19 protein-coding genes are annotated in these 19735 nt (G+C 64.6%); 8 read left to right on the top strand and 11 right to left on the bottom strand.

Annotation, left to right across the window (positions count from 1 at the left end):
- Positions 1 to 501, top strand: a 501-nt coding sequence (locus AC0L23_RS15035) for a TCP-1/cpn60 chaperonin family protein (protein ID WP_473357080.1), incomplete at its 5' end; no start/stop codon positions are given.
- 115 nt (positions 502 to 616) lie between these two features.
- On the opposite strand, the gene lepB is transcribed toward AC0L23_RS15035, so the two are convergent.
- Together lepB and AC0L23_RS15025 are read right to left on the bottom strand one after the other, a co-directional pair.
- Positions 617 to 1363, bottom strand: a complete 747-nt coding sequence (gene lepB / locus AC0L23_RS15030) for a signal peptidase I (protein WP_473357079.1) — start codon at positions 1361 to 1363, stop codon at positions 617 to 619.
- Positions 1364 to 1472: 109 nt separating this feature from the next.
- Entirely contained in the window at positions 1473 to 2306 is an 834-nt protein-coding gene (locus AC0L23_RS15025) for a LysR family transcriptional regulator (protein WP_018455621.1), read from the bottom strand.
- A gap of 132 nt (positions 2307 to 2438) precedes the next feature.
- Between AC0L23_RS15025 and AC0L23_RS15020 the strand changes: the two genes are divergently transcribed.
- From AC0L23_RS15020 to AC0L23_RS15010, 3 genes are all read left to right on the top strand, one after another.
- Positions 2439 to 3032, top strand: coding sequence for a cysteine hydrolase family protein (locus tag AC0L23_RS15020; RefSeq protein WP_473332493.1), 594 nt, complete (start codon positions 2439 to 2441; stop codon positions 3030 to 3032).
- Positions 3033 to 3045: 13 nt separating this feature from the next.
- Complete coding sequence (locus AC0L23_RS15015; RefSeq protein WP_085361708.1) at positions 3046 to 3684, top strand: glutathione binding-like protein; 639 nt, start codon at positions 3046 to 3048, stop codon at positions 3682 to 3684.
- 110 nt (positions 3685 to 3794) lie between these two features.
- Positions 3795 to 5153 (top strand): caspase family protein, encoded by a 1359-nt coding sequence (locus AC0L23_RS15010; protein WP_473332491.1) that lies wholly within the window; start codon positions 3795 to 3797, stop codon positions 5151 to 5153.
- Positions 5154 to 5171: 18 nt separating this feature from the next.
- On the opposite strand, the gene AC0L23_RS15005 is transcribed toward AC0L23_RS15010, so the two are convergent.
- The 7 genes from AC0L23_RS15005 to AC0L23_RS14975 all read right to left on the bottom strand — a co-directional run bounded on the left by AC0L23_RS15005 (position 5172) and on the right by AC0L23_RS14975 (position 12105).
- On the bottom strand, positions 5172 to 6608 hold the full coding sequence (locus tag AC0L23_RS15005) for an NAD-dependent succinate-semialdehyde dehydrogenase (protein ID WP_473332489.1): 1437 nt from the start codon (positions 6606 to 6608) through the stop codon (positions 5172 to 5174).
- Positions 6609 to 6638: 30 nt separating this feature from the next.
- Positions 6639 to 7298 (bottom strand): ATP-binding cassette domain-containing protein, encoded by a 660-nt coding sequence (locus tag AC0L23_RS15000; RefSeq protein WP_204511621.1) that lies wholly within the window; start codon positions 7296 to 7298, stop codon positions 6639 to 6641.
- Positions 7299 to 8000 carry an ABC transporter ATP-binding protein gene (locus AC0L23_RS14995; protein WP_247297324.1) on the bottom strand — a complete coding sequence of 234 codons (702 nt, stop codon included), beginning with the start codon at positions 7998 to 8000 and terminating at the stop codon, positions 7299 to 7301.
- Positions 7997 to 8740, bottom strand: coding sequence for an ABC transporter ATP-binding protein (locus AC0L23_RS14990; protein WP_247297322.1), 744 nt, complete (start codon positions 8738 to 8740; stop codon positions 7997 to 7999). The genes AC0L23_RS14995 and AC0L23_RS14990 overlap by 4 nt, the downstream gene beginning before the upstream one ends.
- Complete coding sequence (locus tag AC0L23_RS14985) at positions 8737 to 9780, bottom strand: branched-chain amino acid ABC transporter permease (protein WP_473332484.1); 1044 nt, start codon at positions 9778 to 9780, stop codon at positions 8737 to 8739. The genes AC0L23_RS14990 and AC0L23_RS14985 overlap by 4 nt, the downstream gene beginning before the upstream one ends.
- A 5-nt stretch (positions 9781 to 9785) precedes the next feature.
- A complete protein-coding gene (locus AC0L23_RS14980; protein WP_085351081.1) occupies positions 9786 to 10706 on the bottom strand; it encodes a branched-chain amino acid ABC transporter permease in 921 nt (306 codons plus the stop codon).
- 106 nt (positions 10707 to 10812) lie between these two features.
- Positions 10813 to 12105, bottom strand: coding sequence for an ABC transporter substrate-binding protein (locus AC0L23_RS14975; RefSeq protein ID WP_231190578.1), 1293 nt, complete (start codon positions 12103 to 12105; stop codon positions 10813 to 10815).
- Positions 12106 to 12240: 135 nt separating this feature from the next.
- On the opposite strand from AC0L23_RS14975, the gene AC0L23_RS14970 reads away from it, so the two are divergent.
- Positions 12241 to 13074: a MurR/RpiR family transcriptional regulator gene (locus AC0L23_RS14970; RefSeq protein WP_018455610.1), complete on the top strand. Its 834-nt coding sequence runs from the start codon at positions 12241 to 12243 to the stop codon at positions 13072 to 13074.
- Between the two features lie 22 nt (positions 13075 to 13096).
- Positions 13097 to 13921, top strand: coding sequence for an SDR family NAD(P)-dependent oxidoreductase (locus AC0L23_RS14965; protein ID WP_018455609.1), 825 nt, complete (start codon positions 13097 to 13099; stop codon positions 13919 to 13921).
- A 73-nt stretch (positions 13922 to 13994) separates the two neighbouring features.
- On the opposite strand, the gene AC0L23_RS14960 is transcribed toward AC0L23_RS14965, so the two are convergent.
- Positions 13995 to 15068, bottom strand: a complete 1074-nt coding sequence (locus tag AC0L23_RS14960; RefSeq protein ID WP_018455608.1) for a DUF2778 domain-containing protein — start codon at positions 15066 to 15068, stop codon at positions 13995 to 13997.
- A gap of 646 nt (positions 15069 to 15714) precedes the next feature.
- Between AC0L23_RS14960 and AC0L23_RS14955 the strand changes: the two genes are divergently transcribed.
- Both AC0L23_RS14955 and AC0L23_RS14950 read left to right on the top strand, forming a co-directional pair.
- Positions 15715 to 16239: a FecR domain-containing protein gene (locus tag AC0L23_RS14955; protein WP_026232987.1), complete on the top strand. Its 525-nt coding sequence runs from the start codon at positions 15715 to 15717 to the stop codon at positions 16237 to 16239.
- Between the two features lie 75 nt (positions 16240 to 16314).
- Entirely contained in the window at positions 16315 to 18204 is a 1890-nt protein-coding gene (locus AC0L23_RS14950) for a CHASE2 domain-containing protein (RefSeq protein ID WP_018455606.1), read from the top strand.
- A 25-nt stretch (positions 18205 to 18229) separates the two neighbouring features.
- Here the strand turns inward: AC0L23_RS14950 and AC0L23_RS14945 are convergent, their stop codons facing one another.
- On the bottom strand, positions 18230 to 19732 hold the full coding sequence (locus AC0L23_RS14945) for a glycosyltransferase family 39 protein (RefSeq protein ID WP_247409365.1): 1503 nt from the start codon (positions 19730 to 19732) through the stop codon (positions 18230 to 18232).
- Between the last annotated feature and the right edge of the window lie 3 nt (positions 19733 to 19735).

Genomic DNA, 19735 nt, shown 5'->3' with positions numbered 1-19735 from the left:
GTCGGCGGCGCGACCGAGGTCGAGGTGAAGGAGCGCAAGGATCGCGTTGATGACGCGATGCATGCGACCCGCGCGGCGGTCGAGGAAGGCATCGTCCCGGGCGGCGGCGTCGCCCTGCTCCGTGCCTCCGAGCAGCTCAAGGGCCTGCGCACCAAGAACGACGACCAGAAGACCGGCGTCGAGATCGTGCGCAAGGCGCTCTCCGCGCCCGCTCGCCAGATCGCGATCAACGCCGGTGAAGATGGCTCCGTGATCGTCGGCAAGGTCCTTGAGAACAAGTCGTACGCCTACGGCTTCGACTCCCAGACCGGCGAATATGTTGACCTCGTCAAGAAGGGCATCATCGACCCGACCAAGGTGGTCCGTACCGCGATCCAGAACGCAGCCTCGGTTGCGGCGCTCTTGATCACCACGGAAGCCATGGTCGCCGAGCTGCCCAAGAAGGGCGGCTCCGGTCCGGCGATGCCCCCGGGCGGCGGCATGGGCGGCATGGATTTCTGATCCAGCCATTCCGGCAAACGACAAAATGCGAAACCCCGGCAGCGATGCCGGGGTTTTGTTTTTCTTCGGTGGTCCCATCCCGGAGCAGCGCGGAGCCCGGAATGACAGTGGGGCTTCACCACACCTTCCCCAGCCGCTCCATGTGCGGTTCGCCGTGCTGGTCGAGCGACCAGAATATCCGCGTCACCTTGCCGACCAGATTGTCCATCGGCACGAATCCGATCGACGACATCACGCGGCTGTCACTCGAGTTGTCGCGATTGTCGCCGAGCACGAAGAAATGGCCCGGCGGCACGGTGTAGACGTCGGTGTTGTCGTAGTAGCCGTTGTCGACACAGTCCTGCGTCACGTAGGACGCGCCGTTCGGCAGCGTCTCGCGCCAGCGCTTGGCCTTCGCACCGTCATCCACGCCGCAGGTGGAGCCGGCGAATGCCTGCTTCAGAGCGCCGCGCGTCACCGGGCGGTCATTGAGGATGAGTTGGCCCTGCCGCATCTGGATGCGATCACTGGGCAGCCCGACCACGCGCTTGACATAGTCGACCGCGGTGTCCTTTGGCGTCCGGAACACGACGACGTCACCATACTCGGGATCGGTGGCCCGGAAACGCCCGGAGATCCACGACGGCGCGAAGGGAAACGAATAACGGCCATAGCCATAGGCATATTTTGCAGCAAAGACGTAGTCGCCGACGACCAGCGTCGGCGTCATCGAGCCGGAAGGGATGTTGAACGGCTGAAACAGGAAGATGCGAAACAGGAACGGCGGCGACCACAGCACCGGAATCAGGAGGATCAGGATGACGATCGCCTTCCATTCCCGCACTTTGGCCTGCGGGTGGATGGTTTCCTGAAGAGTGGTCATGCGCCTGCCCTGATCAAGCCCGTAGTCGTCGCGAGATTACGCAACCCTCGCGCGTACGCAATCCCATAACTTGGTCGCGCCGCGCGCGGATCGCGTTCACGGGTCGCAATCAACCGCGCGCGAGATCGCTGAAGCAGCGGCGGATCCATTCGATGGTGAGCCGCGTCGCCGGATCGCGCTTGAGATGGTTCTGCACCAGCAGCCAGACGTCGCGGCGCCCAGGCAGCAGCGTGGCGCGCAGGCGGCGATCGCCGAGTAAGTCCGCGCAGACATGCTCCGGCAACACGCCGGCGGCCTGATGCGCGCGGATCAGGTTACGGATGACGCGAACGTTGTCGGTAACGCAGCGCGCGTGGGCTTGCTTCATACGCAGGAATTGCATCTCGGGAATGGCACCGAGTTCGTCCGGATAGGCGCACAGCACCGGCTCGCCTTCGGTCGTGACAGGCTCAAAATAATAGAGCTTGACGTCACCGAGCCTGGAGATCGCGAAGTCGCCCTTGTCGGGCTTGCGCAGCCGGATAGCGAGATCGGCTTCCCAGCGCGAGAACTTGACGTTCTCGCTCGAGGTGAGGAATTGCAGCGTCAGGCCGGAATTGGCGCGCAGGAAGTCGCTCGCGCGCGGCGACAGAACCTCCTCGGCAACCGTGTTGGTGGAGGCGATACGCAGGCGTCCCACCGGGCCTGCAAGACTCTCGCCGACGCGACCGATCTCGGCGGCATGTGCGGCCATCGCCTCGACATGCGCCAGCACCGCCTCGCAACTCCGCGTCGGCCGGCGCTGGCCGTCCACCGCATCGAACAGCGGCACGCCGAGATCGCGCTGGATGCGCGCGAGCCTGCGGCCGACGGTGGTCTCGTCGATGCGCAGCCGCGCGCTGGCGCCGGCATAGGTGCCCTCGTCCCTGACCGCGGCGATGATGCGCAGATCGTCCCAGTTCATGGCGATGAGCCTAGCAGGCACGACGGGCTCCTGCAAATTTGCAGCCATATGCTGCAATAGTCCTGCACATTGGCAGGCCGCCGCCGCGCTACTGTGGCGCCATCCGATATGCCTTAGGAAGGCCCGACCCGCATGACCGCCCCAAAAACCCTGCTTGAATTGTCCGGCGCCGATCTCACTCCGCCCAGGCTCGCCGATTCCTGCCTCGTGCTAATCGACATCCAGAACGAATATTGCGCCGGGCCGCTCGCCTTGCCGGACGCGGAGCCCGCAATCGCCGCCGCCGCGCGCCTGCTCGCCCGCGCGAGGGCGAGCGGCGCTGCGATCTTCCATATCGCGCACAAGGGACGTGCCGGCAGCCTGTTCGACCGCGAGGCCGCGCGCGGCGCGATCGTCAGCAACGTGGCGCCGCTCGCCAGCGAAGCCGTGATCGAAAAAGCGCTGCCGAACGCTTTTGCCGGCACCGACCTGCAAGTCCGGCTGGCCGCAACCGGACGCACGAACATCGTGCTGGCCGGTTTCATGACCCATATGTGCATCAGCTCGACCACCCGCGCCGCGCTCGACCTCGGCCTGCGCACGACGATCGCAGCCGATGCCTGCGCCACACGCGATCTTCCCGACGGCCGCGGCGGAGCGCTCTCCGCAAGGATCATCCACGAGGTCGCCCTGGCCGAATTGTCGGACCGGTTTGCGATCATCGCACAAACCGAGACGTTGACCTGAAGGAGCGTAGGCGATGCTGCAACTCTATTTCTCACCGATGGCCTGCTCGCTTGCGAGCCGCATCGCGCTGATGGAAGCGGGCATCGAGGCCCGCTATCATCCGGTCCATCTCCAGACCAAGCAGGTCGTGGACGACGGCAGCGATTTCCTCGGCGTTTCCCCAAAGGGCGCGGTGCCGGTCCTGGTGCTGGAAAATGGCGAACGGCTGACCGAAAGCGCCGCGGTGCTGCAATACATCGCCGACCTAAAGCCGCAGGCGGGCCTTGCACCCGCCTTCGGAAATCCCGACCGGTATCGGCTCCAGGAATGGCTCAGTTTCGTCGGGGCCGAGATCCACAAGGCGTTCCTGTTTCCAACCTTCTGGTACAAGGACGACGCCTCGCTCGCCAAGCCGCGTGCAAGAATAGCGCAGACATTATCGATGCCTGCCGCGCATCTGACGGACCGCGAATTCCTCGTCGGCGACAGCTTCACCGTCGCGGATGCCCATCTCACCTGGGCTTTGCTGTTGCTCCGTCCCGCGGGAATCGACGTCGCGCAATGGCCATCGTTGTCGGCCTATCTCGCGCGCATGCAGGCGCGACCGGCCGTGCGGGACGCGATTGCGACCGAAATGGCCGTCCGCAAGACGATGGCGGCGAGCCCGGCGTGACAGGATGTCACGGCCGGGAAATCTGAGCGGTGCTCCGGCAGGGCATTGATGTCGGCGCGGCATGCGCTAATCTGGAGGGATATTTTTCGACATTTCCTTGGAAGGCATTCATGCGTGCTCTTTCCAGATTTTGCCCGGCCGGACTTTGCCTTGCCCTCCTGGCCTGCTGGCTTTCCGTTGCGCCGGCATCGGCGGAAACCCGCGTCGCCCTGGTGATCGGCAATGGCGCCTACGCCAGTACGGCGCAGCTTCCCAACCCGTCGCACGATGCCGAAGACGTCGCCGCCTCGCTCAAGCGCAGCGGCTTCGAGGTGCTCCAGGGCATTGACCTGCGCCAAGCTGACATGCAGGACCTCACCATCCGCTTCGCGCGCGCCGCGAGCAAAGCCGACGTCGCCATGTTCTACTACAGCGGCCATGCGATGCAGTACAACGGCGTGAACTATCTGATGCCTGTCGATGCCGTGCTGAGCGACGAAGCCGATTTGAAGCGCTTCGTGCGGGTGGACGACATCGTGAACGACCTGCAGCAGGCCAAGAACCTGCGCATCCTCATCCTCGATTCCTGCCGCGACAATCCGCTGGCCGAAACCTTGAAACGCTCCGCCGGCATGACGCGCGGCGCCTCGATCGGGCGGGGCCTGTCGAAAGTCGAAGCACCGCGCGGCACGATCGTGTCGTTCTCAACCCAGTCCGGGCAGACGGCGGCCGATGGCAGCGGCCGCAACAGCCCCTATACGACGGCGTTCCTGAAGCACATCGAGGAGCCGCAGGAGATCGGCGAAGTCTTTCGCGACATCAGCAGCGACGTCTACGATTCCAGCGGCAAGACCCAACTCCCGGAGCTGTCGCTGTCGATCATCGGCAAGTTCTACCTGAACGGACCGGTGTCGGTCACGGTGGCGCCGGCGGCGCCACAAGCCGCGCCCCGGGCTGACCCTTGCGCAGCAGCAGAAGCACACTGGAAGGCTGCCGACGGCATCGGCACGCTGGGCGCTTTCGAGGATCACCTCGCGAGATTCCCGAATTGCATCTTCGCCACGCTCGCCAAAGCTCGGATCGAGGGGCTGAAGCAGAAGGTGGCGCTCGCGCCGTCAGGCAACGGCCGGAGCGGCGGAAGCAAGGATTTTGACGGCAGCTGGGACGTGACGTTGAACTGCTTGGCCACCGGCAAGGCGCAGGGCTTCACCAGACCTCTGGTCGCCACCGTCACGAACGGCGTGCTTCATGCCGAGGCGGAGGGTCCGGGCAACAACATCAACCGGCTCGAGATCGACGGCCAGATCCCGGCGGACGGCAAGACCACCTTGAGCGCGCGCGGCACGACGGGAGCGAGCGCGTACACGCTGAACAATCTCGCGCCCGGCTCGCCCTACGCCTTTACCGTCGATGCGCAGTTCGATCGCACCCGCGGCACCGGCAAGCGCAACGAGGCGCGGGCCTGCAATCTGGTTTTCGTCAAACGCTAGCTGCGCATCCCCGGCCGGTCACACGCCCGTCTGGCTGATGAACTTGGTGTTGAAATAACCCTCCATCGCCTCGGTGCCGCCCTCCGAGCCGTAGCCGGAATCCTTGATGCCGCCGAACGGCACTTCGGGCAGCGCCAGACCAAAACTGTTGATCGACATCATGCCGGCTTCGACGGCCGAACCGATCGCGGCCGCCGTCTTGGTCGAGCTTGTGAAGGCGTAGGACGCCAGCCCGAACGGCAAGCGGTTGGCCTCCTCGACAACTTCGTCGAAGGATGAGAAGCGCGAAATCAGCGCGAGCGGGCCGAACGGCTCCTCGTTCATGGCGCGCGCATCGTTCGGCACGTCGCTCACCACGGTCGGCTCGAAGAAATGGCCCTTGTTGCCAACGCGTTTTCCGCCGGTCTCGAGTTTTGCACCCTTGCCGACGGCATCCTGCACCATGCCTTCGATGGCGGTGACGCGGCGCGGATTGGCAAGCGAGCCCATTTTGGATTCGGGATCGAGGCCGTTGCCGACCTTGAACGACTTGGCGCTGTCGACAAAGGTGTCGACGAATTCACGGAACACGTCATCCTGCACCAGCATCCGCGTCGGCGAGATGCACACCTGCCCGGCATTGCGATATTTTGCCGCCGCCAGAATCTTGGCCGCCGATGCGACGTCGGCGTCCTTGAAAACGATCGCCGGCGCATGACCGCCGAGCTCCATGGTGGCACGCTTCATGTGCAGGCCCGCGAGCGCATTGAGCTGCTTGCCGACATGGGTCGAGCCTGTGAACGAGATCTTGCGGATCACCGGATGCGGAATGAGATATTCCGAGATCTCCGAGGGAATACCGTATACAAGGTTGATGACGCCATCGGGCACGCCAGCGTCCGCAAATGCGCGGATCAGCTGTGCGGGCGAGGCCGGCGTCTCCTCCGGGGCCTTGACGATGATCGAGCAGCCGGCGCCGAGTGCGGCGGAAAGCTTGCGCACGACCTGATTGATCGGAAAGTTCCAGGGCGTGAACGCCGCAACCGGGCCGACCGGCTCCTTGATCGCGAGCTGGTAGATGCCCGGCCCACGCGCAGGGATCAGGCGGCCATAGGCGCGTTTGGCTTCCTCCGCAAACCACTCGATCACGTCGGCGGCAGCCATCGCCTCCATCTTGGCCTCGCCAAGAGTCTTGCCCTGTTCCATCGTGAGCAGCGGCGCAATCTCGTCATTGCGCTCGCGCATGATCGCGGCCGCCTTGCGCATGATGCGGCAGCGCTCGAAGGGAGCAACGTTTCGCCAGATCTTGAAGCCGGCGCTGGCTGCGGCGAGTGCCTCGTCAAGGTCGGACCGTCCCGCATGGGCGACGGTGCCGATCACCTCTTCAGTCGCGGGATTGCGGACCTCGATCACCTTGCCCGAATGGGCCGGTCGCCATTTGCCGCCAATGAAAAGCTGGGTGTTCGAATAGGCCAACGGATTCTCCTGTGGTCGCTTTTTTCTGCGTTAGGTCGGGATGGGAATAGCTCGGTGACAAATCGCGTCCGCCGCCTTTGTCATCTCCGGCCCCAGATAGGAGCGGAAGCGTGGCTCGGCGACCAGAGCGCCGAAATCGGCCATGCGTGTCACCCCACCGCCGGCCACAAAGAGGAATCGCCCGGCGATCTCGGCAAGGATGTCGAGGTGCCAGGCCGCCGTCGGATGCATGCAGAGAACGACCAGCCGCCCCTCGTCACGCAGCTTGCGGAAGAAATCGAGCATGAAGCCGATATAGCCATCCTGCAGGTTGAACTGCGGTTCGTCGAACAGGTGAACCAGCGGCGTCCGGGTTGGCGACGGCGCCAGGAAGGCGGACGGAATTCGCTTCCGGAAGCGCCTAACCTGATAGGATTGGTGATAGTGGATCGCGAGCCGGTCGCGCTCGCGATATTTGACACCATGGATATCGGTGCCCGCGACCAGCACGCGCCCGGAGGTCGGGGCGTTCGAGCCCGTCATCATCTCGAACAAGGTCGTCTTGCCGGCGCCATTCGGGCCGACGACACCGACGATATCAGGTTCGTCCAGCGACAGGTTTGCCTGTAGCGTGAATGTCGGTCGGCGGATCACGCGGCCCCGTGTATAGACCTTTCGAACGTCGTCGAGAACGAGCAGCGGTGCGGCCACTTATTGTACTCCCAGCAAGCGCTGACGAAGCCCGCGGTCATCGCGCAAGGCCGCGGCCTCCCCGGTCCAGACGATCCGGCCGCGATCGATCACCGCGGCATGGTCTGCGACCGACAGCGCGATCTCGGCGTTCTGCTCCACGACCAGCGAGGCAATACCCTCATCCTTCATGCGCAGGATCGTCGCAAGCACGTCGCCGACGATTTTCGGCGCCAGTCCCTGGCTCGGCTCGTCGAACAGCACCAGTCCCGGCGAGCCGACCAGCGCGCGGGCGATCGCCACCATCTGCATTTCGCCGCCCGACAGGTTTTCGCAGTCGCGCTCCATGAGATATTCGAGCGGTGAGAAGATCGCAGCGGCCTCCTTGACGCTCCAGTGGCGAAAGCGCGTGCGCTTTTGCGCGATCGACAGGTTGCGCGCAACCGTCAATGTCGGACACAGCCGGCGGTCGTCGGGTACCCAGCCGATGCCGGCGCGCGCAATCTCGTGGGTCGGATCGCGCGTGACGTCGTGACCGTCGAAACAAACGGAGCCGCGGCGCGGACGCGTCAGCCCCAGAATCGAGCGGAGCATGGTCGTCTTGCCGGCGCCGTTAGGGCCGAGCAGCGCAAACACCTTGGCGTGCTCGATGGCAAGCGAGGCGCCGAACAGCGCCTGGGTCTCGCCGTAAAAGGTATCGACCGCATCCACTTCGAGGATCATGCGAACTTCCCGAGATTGGAGCGCCGCACCCATTCGTTCTGCTGCAGTTCGTGTGGCGTTCCGCGCGCCACCACCTGGCCCCAATGGATGACCGAGATCCGGTCAGCCAACGAGAACAGGAACTCCATATCGTGCTCGATCGCGACGATGGTCAGCCGCCCCTTCAGGCGAGCAATCAGGGCTGCGAGCCGGTGCACCCCGTCGGAGCCGAGGCCGGAGGTCGGCTCGTCCAGGCACACCACCCGGGGCGCCTGCGCCAGGGCGACCGCGATCTCCAGCGCGCGCCGGTCGCCATAGGACAGGTCCTTGGCGCGGATGTCGCCTTTGTCGGCAAGCCCGACTGCCGCCAGCGATTCAGAGGCCTTCGCGGCAAGCCGGCTGTCGCCCGCCGCTGCGCGCGCGACATCGTGGCCACGGGCGCGAAACTCGGGCAAGCCCATCATGACGTTGTCACGCGCGGAGAATTCGTCGAACAGTGTCATGATCTGAAACGAGCGGGCGATGCCCTTGGCGGCGATGCGGTGCGGGCTGAGGCCCGTGACATCCTCGCCGGCGAGCAGGACTCGACCACGATTCGGTTTCACCCGGCCGGTGAGGACATTGAAGAACGTGGTTTTGCCGGCACCGTTCGGGCCCATCACACCGTGAAACTCGCCCTCCGCGACCGCGAGATCGACGCTCTCCAGCACGACGCGGTCGCCGAAGCGGACATGAACGGCCGCGGCTTCGATCATGTTCATCGCCCGCTCCCGAACAGCAGCCGCATCGCCGAGGTACCGCGCTGCCGTAAGGCGCCGAGTGAGTGCTGCTGCACGGCAGCGGATATCGCGCCGGCAATGCCTTCGGGGCGAAACAGCACGATGGCGATGAAGAGCAGACCAAAATAGAGCATCCAGGCATTGGTCAGCGCACCGATCACGTCTCGGGCGGTGAGGAAGAGAAATACGCCAATCACCGGACCCCAGAAGCTGACGAGGCCACCGCCGACGAGCGTCATCATCACGACGTAGCCGGATTGATGCAGGCTCATGACGTCGGGGAATGCGGCGAGCTGCGCCATGACGAACAATCCGCCGGCAAACCCCGAGACGGCGGCCGACAGCGCAAAGATCGCGACTTTGTAGAGCCACACATTATAGCCGAGATGGCTCGCGCGAACTTCGCTCTGCCTGATCGCAGCGACCACGCGGCCATAGGGCGAGTGCACCAGCCTCCACAATGCGGCGGTGCCGACCGCAAAGACGGCGAGCACGAAATAGTAGAACGCGACATTGTCGTTGAGATCGAACGACACAAGCCCGAAATCGGCCGGCAACCGTTTGATCTTGAGAAGGCCGTCTTCGCCGCCGGTGATCCGGTGCGATTTTATCGCCAACGTCCAGAAGATCTGGCCGAAGGCAATCGTCATGAAGGCATAATAGATGCCGCGCCTGTGCGAGATGAACAGCGCCACCAGCACGCCGGCGAGACCTGCCGCCGCGGCCGCGGCAATCAGGCATATCCAGAGATTGGCGACGATGTCGAACTGACAGAGACCGAACGCGTAGGCGCCGATGCCGAAATAGGCACCATGACCGAACGACGGAAGTCCGGCGGTGCCCAGCACCAGGTTGAATGCGAGCGCATAGAGCGACCAGATCAGGATCTCGATCCCGAGATAGGGATAGAGCCCGATCCGCGTGATCCAGAGCGGCACCGTTGCAAGCACGAGCCAGAGCACCAGCATCGTCGGCGTCACGAGGCGCGCAGCGTCCGGTGAAGATTTTGGTCCCACAATCATTCCCTTTAGGCCTCGAGCACGCTTTTTTTGCCCCAGAGGCCGCGCGCGCGGAACGTCACGACGGCCACGAGCAAGATGTACATCGACAACAGCGACCATTCGGACGCGTAGGCGCCGGCAAGGCCGACACATAGTCCGACCAAAAGACCCGCCACGACCGCACCCCAAAAGCTGCCGACGCCCCCGAGCACGATCACCAGGAACGCAGGAATGACCGCATCGACGCCCATATGCGGGCGAATGCCCCAGATCGGCGCGACGATGATGCCCGCGATCGCGGCCAGCATCGTGCCGAACACGAAGACCAGCATCCGCAACCGCGACAGGTTGATGCCGAGCGCGCGAACGATCTCGCTGTCATGCGCGCCGGCCTTGACCGTCGCACCGAACGAGGTCTTTTCGATCAACAGCCAGACCAGGCCGATCACCCCGGCCGCGATGCCCGCTGCGTAGAAGCGATAGGTCGACCAGATCAGGTCGCCGAACAGGAAGCCGCCGTTGATGGCGGACGGCACCTGCAGCACGTAGTCGCGCGTGCCCCACACCAGGCGGATCATCTCTTCGATCACCATCGCGGCGCCGAAGGTCAGGAGCAGCCCGTAGAGCGGATCCTTGCCGTAAGTGCGCCGCATGCAGAGCTCGATCAGCATGCCGACCAGACTCACGATCACGGGAGCAATGATCAACGTCGCCGCATAGCGCCAGCCGAGCGGCAGCGCGAGCCACGCTTTCGCAAGTTCCATCGGCAATGGAGGGCGCGGCCCCGTGAGCTGCATGGCGACATAAGCCCCGAGCGCGAACAGGGAGCCGTGCGCGAGGTTGATCTGCTCCATCAGCCCGACGATGAGCATGAAGCCGAGTGCGATCAGCGCGAACAACAGGCCGAGCGTCAGGCCGTTGAGGAGATGCGGAAGAAGGTCGAACAAGGTTTTTGGCTCCCGCAACTGGCATGTGTCATCCGGGAGGCTGACGGTCCCGGAGGCGCGGCGCGCGAGATGCGCGCCGCTCGTTCTGCGATGTGACGCACCGTCTCTAGGAGTCGACGGTCGGCACCTGCTCGTAGGGGGTGAGCTTGCACTTGCCGGGTGCCGCATCGTCGGCGGCCGATTTCGGCTCCGTCCAGCTGATGATCTCGAACAGATCGGTATTGTCGACCGGCTTGGCGTTGCGCCGCGCCAGATAGATCGTCTGCTGCATCTGGTGCGTCATCGGATCCATGTAGGCGTCGAAATGCTGCATCCGATCGGTCGCCGAGACCTTCAGGTTCTCGAGCTCCTTGATGATCTTGACGTTGTTGGTCGACCCTGCCCGCTCGATTGCACGCAGCAGTTCGCGCGTGGACATGTAGCCGTTGTAGGAGACGTTGCCCGGCACCGGGATCGGGCCGTCCTTGTTGGCGGCCTGCCACTTTTTGACGAATTCGGCGACACCTGGCAGCGGCAGCTTGTGATACCAGGTGGTGCCGAACACGCCGAACAGGCTGTCGGGCGCGCCCCACACATCGGGCCAGTCCTGCTGGTTGTTGATCCAGGCCGGCTTGCCGTCGAGCTTGAGCTGCGCCACCTGCTCGCGCAATGCCTTGATATCGTCGCCGCCAACTGCGGTCGCCACAACATCGGGCTTGGCCTGCTGGATCTTCAGCAGATAGGCAGTAAAGTCGCGCGTGTTCTGCGGCACCAGCAGATTGTCGAGGATCTTTCCACCGGCGCTCTCGACCTGCGTCCTGGTCGCGGCAGACGTCGTGTGACCCCAGACATAGTCGTTGGTCAGCAGCATCCAGTTCTTGCCGATGGAGTCCACCGCGTTCTTGACCGACGCCTTGGAAAAATTGGTGCCGTTGCCGTCCCATACGAATTTCACGCGCGAGCAGTTCTCCCCGGCTTCGCTGGGCGCGGAGGAATTGGTGTTCATGTAGATCACACCATATTTGCTGGCGACCTGTGTGATGGCGTTGGCGACGCCCGAATGCAGCGCGCCGATCAGGATGGTGCAGTCCTCGCGAGTGATGAAACGTTCCGCGACGCGGCTGCCCGTAGCTGGCGTCGTCTCGGTGTCCGCCGTGATGAAAGTGACCTGGCGCCCAAGTACGCCACCTTTGGCGTTGATCTCGTCGATCGCCATCTTGATGCCGCGGAAATCATCCTGGCCGCTGTTGCCGTATTGACCGCTGGCATCGCACGTCAGGCCCAGCTTGATCGGTTTCGCGCCTTGCGCCCAGGCATGATTCTGCCTCCACGGCCCAAAGAAGCTGCCGGCGCCGCCGATGACGCTCGCCATCAAGCTGCCCTTCAGAACGCTTCGCCGTGAGATCTGACGCCCTCTCATCGTGTCCTCCCGTTTCCGAAGTCTTTTGCTTCTTGTGGGATTAGAATATTCATTCCATATATTATGTAAAGTAGAATATTTGATCCAAATCGTGAAATGCCGTTAAACAGGCGACCGATCCGGAGATCCGACTCGATGAACAAGGCGGCTGGCGCCATGACTTATGACGAACTGCGCGGCGCGATTGCGCAGCGGCACCGGGCACTGTCCGGCCGGCTGCAGCAGATCGCGGAGTTCGTGCTCGATCACCCGACCGATGTCGCACTCGGCACCGTGGCCGAGGTGGCGCAGCGCTCAGGGGTGCCGCCGTCGGCGATCGTTCGCTTCGCGCATGCGCTCGGGTTCGGCGGCTTCACCGAGATGCAGCAGGTGTTCCGCTCCCGTCTCGTCGCCGGCGTCGCGCCAAGCTACAAGGCGCGCCTCGCCCGCATGAAGAGCCAGGAGAAGTCAGTGCTCGGCCGCCAGCCGGCCGCGGTCTTGTCGCGTTTCGTGTCCGAAGCGCAATCATCGCTGGTCACGCTCAGCCAATCCGTCCATGCGCGCGAACTCGACGCCGCAACCGCGATCCTTGCCAAGGCACGTGACATCTATCTGCTCGGCCTGGGCGGCTCGTTCCCGGTTGCGATCCACCTCGCGTACGTGCTGCGCAAGCTCGGACGGCGCGTCGTCCTGCTCGACGGCCTTGGCGGCAGCATCCACGAGCAGTCGCACGCGGCGACATCAGACGACGCGCTGGTCGCGATCAGCTTCCGAAATTACTATCCGGATACGGCGCGCTTGTTTCCTGAACTCGTCGCGCGGGGCGTGCCCACGATTTCCATCACCGACAGCCTTTTGAGCCCGATCGTCGAGGGCGCGAGCGTCGTGTTCGAGATCCAGGACATGCCTGAGCCCGCGCTGCGTACGCTTGTCGCACCGATGTGCCTCGTGCAGGCGTTGGCGATCGGCCTCGACCTCGCGGCAGACTGACATTCACAACAGGAACAAGATCATGACATCGCATGACACCAACAAGCTTCTGGCAGGCAAAGTTGCACTGGTGACCGGCGCGGGACGCGGGCTCGGCCGCGCTTTTGCAGAGAAGCTTGCCGCGCTCGGCGCTGACGTCGCTATCCACGGCATGCGCGAGAACGGGCCGGCCGAGTATGGCGAGGGCACCACCCTCACCGCGGTCGCCGTCGAGATCGGCCGCGAATTCGGCGTTCGCAGCCAGCGCGTGCTCGGCGATCTCACCAAGGGCGAGGACATCGCACGCGTCATCGCGGAGACCGAAGCGGCACTCGGCCCGATCGACATTCTCGTGCACAATGCCGGGGGCGATATCGCGGCCGGCGGCGGCAAGCCCGATCCGAACGATGCGGTGAATATCAAGGAGGCCGACGTGCGCGCGGTGCTGGAGCGCAATCTGCTCTCCACCATCCTGACATGCCAGGCGGTCGCGCGCGGCATGATGGAGCGCCGACGCGGCCGCATCGTGACGCTTGGCTCCGTCGCCGCTTTCAAGGGACGTACCCAAGGCTCGATCTATGCGGTCTCGAAGGCCGGCGTGACCCATTACACGCGATGCCTGGCCGACCAGCTCCGCCCCTACGACGTCGCCGTCAACTGCATCGCGCCCGGAGATACCCGCACCGGCCGCTTCCTCGGAACGCGTGCAGTCGACCCCGACAGAATGGTCGAGACCGGCACGCTCGACCGGATCGCAACCGTCGACGAGGTCGCGCGCGTTGTCGAATTCTTCGCAGGGCCCATGGGCGCCTTCGTTTCCGGTCAGGTGCTGCGGATCGACGGCGGCGGGCAGTGCTGGCCGGGCTAAAACGCACGCGCGAAGCGAAACAGAAAAGGGCCGCTGCAAGCGGCCCTTTTGCGTGATCTCGAATTGACTGAGCCTAGTCCACGCGCGCCAGCACCGCGAGCTTGCGGATGCCCTTGTTGCGGTAGGCGTCGAGGAACGCGTAATAATCCTTGAACGACACGCAGCCGTTGGAATCGCCGTTGGGCCCGAGCATGAAGGTATGCGCGAGCAGGCCGTCGCGGCCGTAGATCGCGCTCTCACCGCCAATCGGGGTCAGGCGCAGCGCAGGCACGCCGTGAAACAGCGCCTCGCGCGGTTTCAGCGTGTAGATATGCGGCGGCGTCACACCGCGCATGCGGACGCGCGAGGAGCGCGGGTCGTCGAGGTTGGAACCGAGGCCGGAATGCGCCTCGAGCTTGGTGCCGTCGGGCAAGTAAACCGTTTTAGCGGAGATGTCGTAGACCGCGGTGTCACGCTCATAGGGCGCCGAACCGCCGAGCATGGGGTTCTGCTCCCTCGGCGCGATGGAGGCGGTCACGCTGGCGTCGGCCGAGGCATAGGCGAGCAGCCCACCGGACGGCTCGCGCTTGCCCCAGAGCTTTTCCACCATCGACTGGCGCGGTCCGGTAATCGACATCACCGCAGCCTTGGCGCGATCGGCAATCGATTTTGGCTTCGCCTCAGGCGCCGGCACGATCTCGGCCGGATCTGCCGAGGCAAGCTGCAGCGGCGCGTCAGCGCCGCGCTTGGACTTCGCAGCGTCAGCGATCTTGGCGGGACCTGGCTTCAGGACTTCCGCGACCCTCGCGATCACGCTCGGCTTCGGCGCGTCCTTGGCTTCGGCGACCTTGGTTGCGGGCGCGGCGCTGGCCGCATTCGATGTCACGCCTTGGGTCGCAGCCGCGGCAAAGCGATCGTTGAACATCTCGCGCGAGATCGGCGCTGCCACCTGCAAGCGGTCGGGCAAGAGCGCAAAGGCGTCCTTGACGGCCTCACCGGCCTCGCGCAGCGCGACCCTGGGCGCCCGCTTGATCACGGGCTCGTCGTAGCCGCTGCTGCCGACGGTCGGATAGACGCTGGCGGCAAAGATGTTGCTGTAGATGGTCCAGCCGGCGCCAAGCACGACGCAGCCGATCACGGCGGCGCCAAGCACGTTTTGGGTGGTCATTTTCCGGGAAGGCTTCCGATAGGAATTGCTCGAGAATCCTTTGGACTTTCGTGCCGCGATGCCTTGCGCAGCGATACTCGTACTCATTCGCCTTGCGTCCAGAACGGTGTCACTCGGTCCCCCTTCGAAGCGCCGCTGGTCACGATCCGGGAACAGCATCTCGCAGAGGGTCGGAGCGTCATTAAGGCCACTTTTAGTTAAATGCGGATTAAGTTCGGGCGGATGTGAGGCAACCCGTTCGGGTGTCCCATTTCGAGAAAAAAGCCCGCAGAACTACGGACTTAAGGGCGTCTGTTAACTATAATTCTCGGCGGGATTGGCGTTGCCGGCGACCGTCTCCGGCCGCATCTCTAAGGCCATCCAACCAAGTCGTTTTCGTGGTGTTCAATACCCGGAAGATAGCGGGGAAGCGTTGCGCGAGGCTGGTGCGCAAGCACCCTCTGCTCCGCAGCCGCAGCGCGGTTGTCAGCAGCTACACCGCGCACGCGAGCAGGTGCCCTGACCGAAAGTTGATCGCACCGCACTGGAAAAGGCCGCAGCGAGAAAATAGCTACGGCAACCGGCACTTTTCAGCAGCCTCTGCGTGTGATACGGTACCGTATCAAGATCGCCTTGAACTGTGCCGAGCACGCAAACGGAGGCTGGCATGAGAGAGTTCGTGCGCGCAGGGTTTTTCGCTCTGGCGGGGTCGTTTCTGTTGATCGGACACGCGATTGCCCAGCCTGCCGCCAATGTGGGCTGCACGGCGACGCCATCTGCTGCCGGTACGCAGACCTGGCGCTGCGACAACGGCATCACGATCGTTGCCGAAAGCGGTGCCAGATTTGAACTTAAGGACGCTAACCGCGACGGACATATAGACTCGGTGGAGTTGAGCAGCAAAGCGCTGCTGGTCGAGGTGCCCAAGAAGCCCGGCGGCAATCCCTTCAAGGTGCTGACGCCGCAGGCGATCGCCGCGGTGCGCGGCACGAAATGGGCGGTCGATGTCGCAGAGGCCAAGACCTCCGTCTTCGTGGCTGACGGCCGTGTCGGCGTGAGCCGAAGGAATGGTGGGCGCAGCGTGGTATTAGACCGTGGCCAAGGCGTCGACGTGGAAGCCACAGGCCCGTTGACGGTCAAGACATGGGGCCAGCCGCGCGTCGACGCGTTGATGGCAAGACTTGGTCAGTAAGACTTGGCCAATGGTTCGGGTCACCTGGGCGCGGCGAACAGCATTTGGACGATAGAGAAATTGCAACACGACCACATGAGTAGCCGACGCGTTCAGATCCTGGTGGCACTCGTCCTCACCGCACTGTGGGGCGCGGGCATCTATGCCGGTCACGCCAACGGTCATCTGCGGTTTCTCGATCGCCTCGAGGCGACGCTGACGGATTGGCGGACGCAGGTCCGCGGCGTGCGGGTTCCGCCCGATCTCGTCACCATCGTCGCGATCGACGACACCGTCGTGAAGCGCGGCGGCAGCTATCCGCTGCCGCGCGCCGATCTCGCCCGCGTCGTCGACACCATCGTGCAGTTCAAGCCGAAGGTCGTCGCGATCGACCTGCTGCTGGTCGATCGCAGCGCTGCGATCGGCGACGCTACGCTGGCAAATACGCTGGCTACGGGTCCCATCGTCCTTGCCGCCGCAGCGATCTTCCCGTCCGCCAGCGAGACCGTGGAGACCAGCGGCCAAGGCCCCCTCGCCGCGCTGCCGCAGGCCGAGCGCTTCCTGCTGCCCTTGCCGGCGTTCGCCGATCATGCCGAGGTCGGCGTCGTCAATGTTGCGACCGGACAATCGGGCTCGCCGCTCTCGGTGCCGATGCTGTTCCGGACGAGCGACAAGGTCGAGCTGTCCTTTCCGTTGCGGGTCGCGGCGCGCGCGCTCGACAAGTCGCTGACGATCGCGCCGGACCATCTGATGCTCGGCGACCGCGCGGTGCCCACCGATGCCGACTTCGCGCTACCGATCACCTATTACGGCCCGCGCCGGACCATCCGCACCGTCAGCGCACAGAGCATCTTCGACGGCACGTTAAGTCGCGCGGCGATCGAGAACCGGATCGTCGTGATCGGGGCCTCGGTCGCCGGCGGCGGTGATTTTTACCCAACACCGTTCGATTCTCTAATGCCCGGCGTCGAAGTGGTCTCCACCGCGATCACCCATCTCGTCGCCGGGGACAGCATCGTGCGCGACCGCAAGGTCCACATCGCCGACGCGCTCATCGCGATCCTGCTGCCGGTGCTGCTGGTGGGCCTGCTCGCCTGGCGGCGCAGCGCGCTCGGCATCGTCGCCGCGGCCGCGGTGATGATCGCCTGGGCCGGGTTCAATCTGTTTGCGTTCACGCATGGCGTCTGGTTGAACGCCGCGACCACGCTCGCCGCGGCAGTGCCGCCGGTTGCGGTCTTTGCCGGCGTGCAATTGTGGGCGGGAGGCCGCCGCACGCAATATTTTGCCGCCAAGAGCCGGTCGCTCGCGCAATTCCAGGCGCCGGCCGTGCAGGAGTGGCTGGCGCGGGATCCGAATTTCCTGTCAACACCCGTCCGGCAGGACGCAGCAATGGTCTTCATCGATCTCTCCGGCTTCACGGCGCTGAGCGAGCGGATCGATCCGGGTGAACTCCAGGACATTCTGAAGGCGTTTCACGCGCTGATCGAGAAGACCGCGGTCGATTGCGGCGGCATGATCAGCGGCTTTCTCGGTGACGGCGCCATGATCCTGTTCGGCCTGCCCGGCGCGATGCCCGACGACGCCGCACGCGCGCTGAAATGCGCGATCGACCTGCACCGCGGCGTCGAGCGCTGGATCGCGTGGTTGCCGCCAGCGATCAGGGATCAGCTCGGCTTCAAGATCGGCGCGCATTTCGGCCCGATCGTCGCCTCCCGCCTCGGCGAAAGCCATCAGCACATCACGGCGACGGGCGACACCGTCAACGTCGCGAGCCGGTTGATGGAGGTCGCTGCTAAAAACGGCGCGCGTCTCGCGCTCAGCGATACGCTGCTGGATGCGGCCGATTTCCAGGGCGCTCCCCACGGCGTTCTGTCGGGCCCCCTGCTCACGCAGGTCCGCGGCCGCTCCGGCGTCGTGAGCGTCTGGTTCTGGCGCGACCAGGACAGGCCGAACCAGGCCTCGACCAAGGCCGAGATGATCAACTGAACTTTCGTCGTCGTTCCGAGGAGAGCTACCGCGCTTCCGGCGGTGGCGAGCGGTCCAGCACGTCGCCCTTGGCGCCTTCGAGCAGATCGATGCTGTAAGTCTCGATCACGAGCGGGCCGCGCTTGCGCTGCAATTGCGCGACCTGCGTCACCTTCCCAAAGAGGTCGTGGACGGCGGGATGGCCGTCAGAGCGCAGCTCGTCGACATAGATCAGCTTGCCCGCAAGCAGCTTTGGATCCGGCTCGGGCATGTTGGCCCAGCGGATGCGCTGGTTTTGCTGCGCCACGCAGCTGCCGCGCGGCAGATAGAAGGCGAGCCAGCCCGTCGTGCCGTAGTCCGGCGCAAGCACGCAGGACGCGCCATTGCGGACGCGCACCGCTTCGATTTCGGCAGCGAGCTCGCGCCAGCCGACGCCGACGCTGCGCACGGTCGCATCGCGGCGATAGCCGGACAGCCAGCCGGTATTGGCCTGCACGATCAGCGCGGCAAACATCACGATGCCGGTGGGTGCGGCCCAGCGCAGGCAGAAATCCACCAGGCTGCGCTGCCGCGGCTTCCACTGTACGAGATTGGCGGCGGCGGCCGCCGCGATGACGAAGGGCGGATAGACCGGCGCAAACCAGTTGGCCTCGACGCGCGCATGCAGCGAATGCCAGACAAAATAGACGACGATGGTCCAGAACATCGTCTCGATCAGCACGCGCGAGGCCAGCGCGCCGGCCCGGCGCCAGGTCAGCGCGTGCAGCCCCATCGCGCCGAGGATGAACACCAGCGGGGTTGCGAACGCGATCTGGGTCGGGATCAGCTCGGCAATGAAGACCGGACGAAAATCCTCGATCCTGGCGCGCCCGAGCTGCTTTGCGAACGAGACCCATTGATGATCGGCATTCCAGAGAATCACCGGCGAGAACAGCGCCAAGGCAACGAAACCGCCGAGATACGGCCAAGGCGAGAGAAACCAATGCCGCAGTTTCGGCACGGCCGCGATCCAGATCAGGATCGCCAGCCCGAAGAACATCGCGGTGTATTTGGACAGTAGCGCCGCGCCGACGGCTGCGCCGACCGCGAGCCACCAGACGCCGCGGCCGCTCTCCAGCACCTTGGCGAGAAAGAACAGCACGAAGCTGGAGGCAACCAGAAGCGGCGCATCGGGCGTGACGATCAGCGTGCCGACCGAGGCCAGCAGCGTCACGTTGAGCAGGATGGCGCTGGTCGCAGCCACCCGCGCGCCGCCGATCAGGATCGCGGCGGAGCGATAGACCGCATAGCTCATCGGCAGCGCGAGCAGGATCGAGACCACGCGAACGCCGAGTTCGGTGTCGCCCGCGATCAGGGTACCGGCGCGGATGACGTAGGCAACCATCGGCGGGTGGTCGTAATATCCCCCAGCGAGGTTCTGCGACCACATCCAGTAATAGGCTTCGTCGAAGGTGATCGGCGTGACGGCGGCTGCGACGAGCCGCAAGCCGACCAGCGCAAGGATCACCAGCGCGGTATTGCGGACGATCCGCGCATCAGCCCCGCCCATCGT

Source organism: Bradyrhizobium sp. MI1.4 (assembly GCF_055811315.1).
Note: the sequence above shows the minus strand (reverse complement) of the source record. Positions and strands in the feature narration are given on the sequence as shown.

Coding starts and splice junctions, on each gene's coding strand:
- AC0L23_RS14975 (WP_231190578.1), bottom strand. CDS start 12,105: ATGAGAGGGCGTCAGATCTCACGGCGAAGCGTTCTGAAGGGCAGCTTG.
- AC0L23_RS15020 (WP_473332493.1), top strand. CDS start 2,439: ATGACCGCCCCAAAAACCCTGCTTGAATTGTCCGGCGCCGATCTCACT.
- AC0L23_RS14990 (WP_247297322.1), bottom strand. CDS start 8,740: ATGAACATGATCGAAGCCGCGGCCGTTCATGTCCGCTTCGGCGACCGC.
- AC0L23_RS15010 (WP_473332491.1), top strand. CDS start 3,795: ATGCGTGCTCTTTCCAGATTTTGCCCGGCCGGACTTTGCCTTGCCCTC.
- AC0L23_RS14945 (WP_247409365.1), bottom strand. CDS start 19,732: ATGGGCGGGGCTGATGCGCGGATCGTCCGCAATACCGCGCTGGTGATC.
- AC0L23_RS14970 (WP_018455610.1), top strand. CDS start 12,241: ATGAACAAGGCGGCTGGCGCCATGACTTATGACGAACTGCGCGGCGCG.
- AC0L23_RS14995 (WP_247297324.1), bottom strand. CDS start 8,000: ATGATCCTCGAAGTGGATGCGGTCGATACCTTTTACGGCGAGACCCAG.
- AC0L23_RS14950 (WP_018455606.1), top strand. CDS start 16,315: ATGAGTAGCCGACGCGTTCAGATCCTGGTGGCACTCGTCCTCACCGCA.
- AC0L23_RS14965 (WP_018455609.1), top strand. CDS start 13,097: ATGACATCGCATGACACCAACAAGCTTCTGGCAGGCAAAGTTGCACTG.
- AC0L23_RS15015 (WP_085361708.1), top strand. CDS start 3,046: ATGCTGCAACTCTATTTCTCACCGATGGCCTGCTCGCTTGCGAGCCGC.
- AC0L23_RS15025 (WP_018455621.1), bottom strand. CDS start 2,306: ATGAACTGGGACGATCTGCGCATCATCGCCGCGGTCAGGGACGAGGGC.
- AC0L23_RS14985 (WP_473332484.1), bottom strand. CDS start 9,780: ATGATTGTGGGACCAAAATCTTCACCGGACGCTGCGCGCCTCGTGACG.
- lepB (WP_473357079.1), bottom strand. CDS start 1,363: ATGACCACTCTTCAGGAAACCATCCACCCGCAGGCCAAAGTGCGGGAA.
- AC0L23_RS14955 (WP_026232987.1), top strand. CDS start 15,715: ATGAGAGAGTTCGTGCGCGCAGGGTTTTTCGCTCTGGCGGGGTCGTTT.
- AC0L23_RS14960 (WP_018455608.1), bottom strand. CDS start 15,068: ATGACCACCCAAAACGTGCTTGGCGCCGCCGTGATCGGCTGCGTCGTG.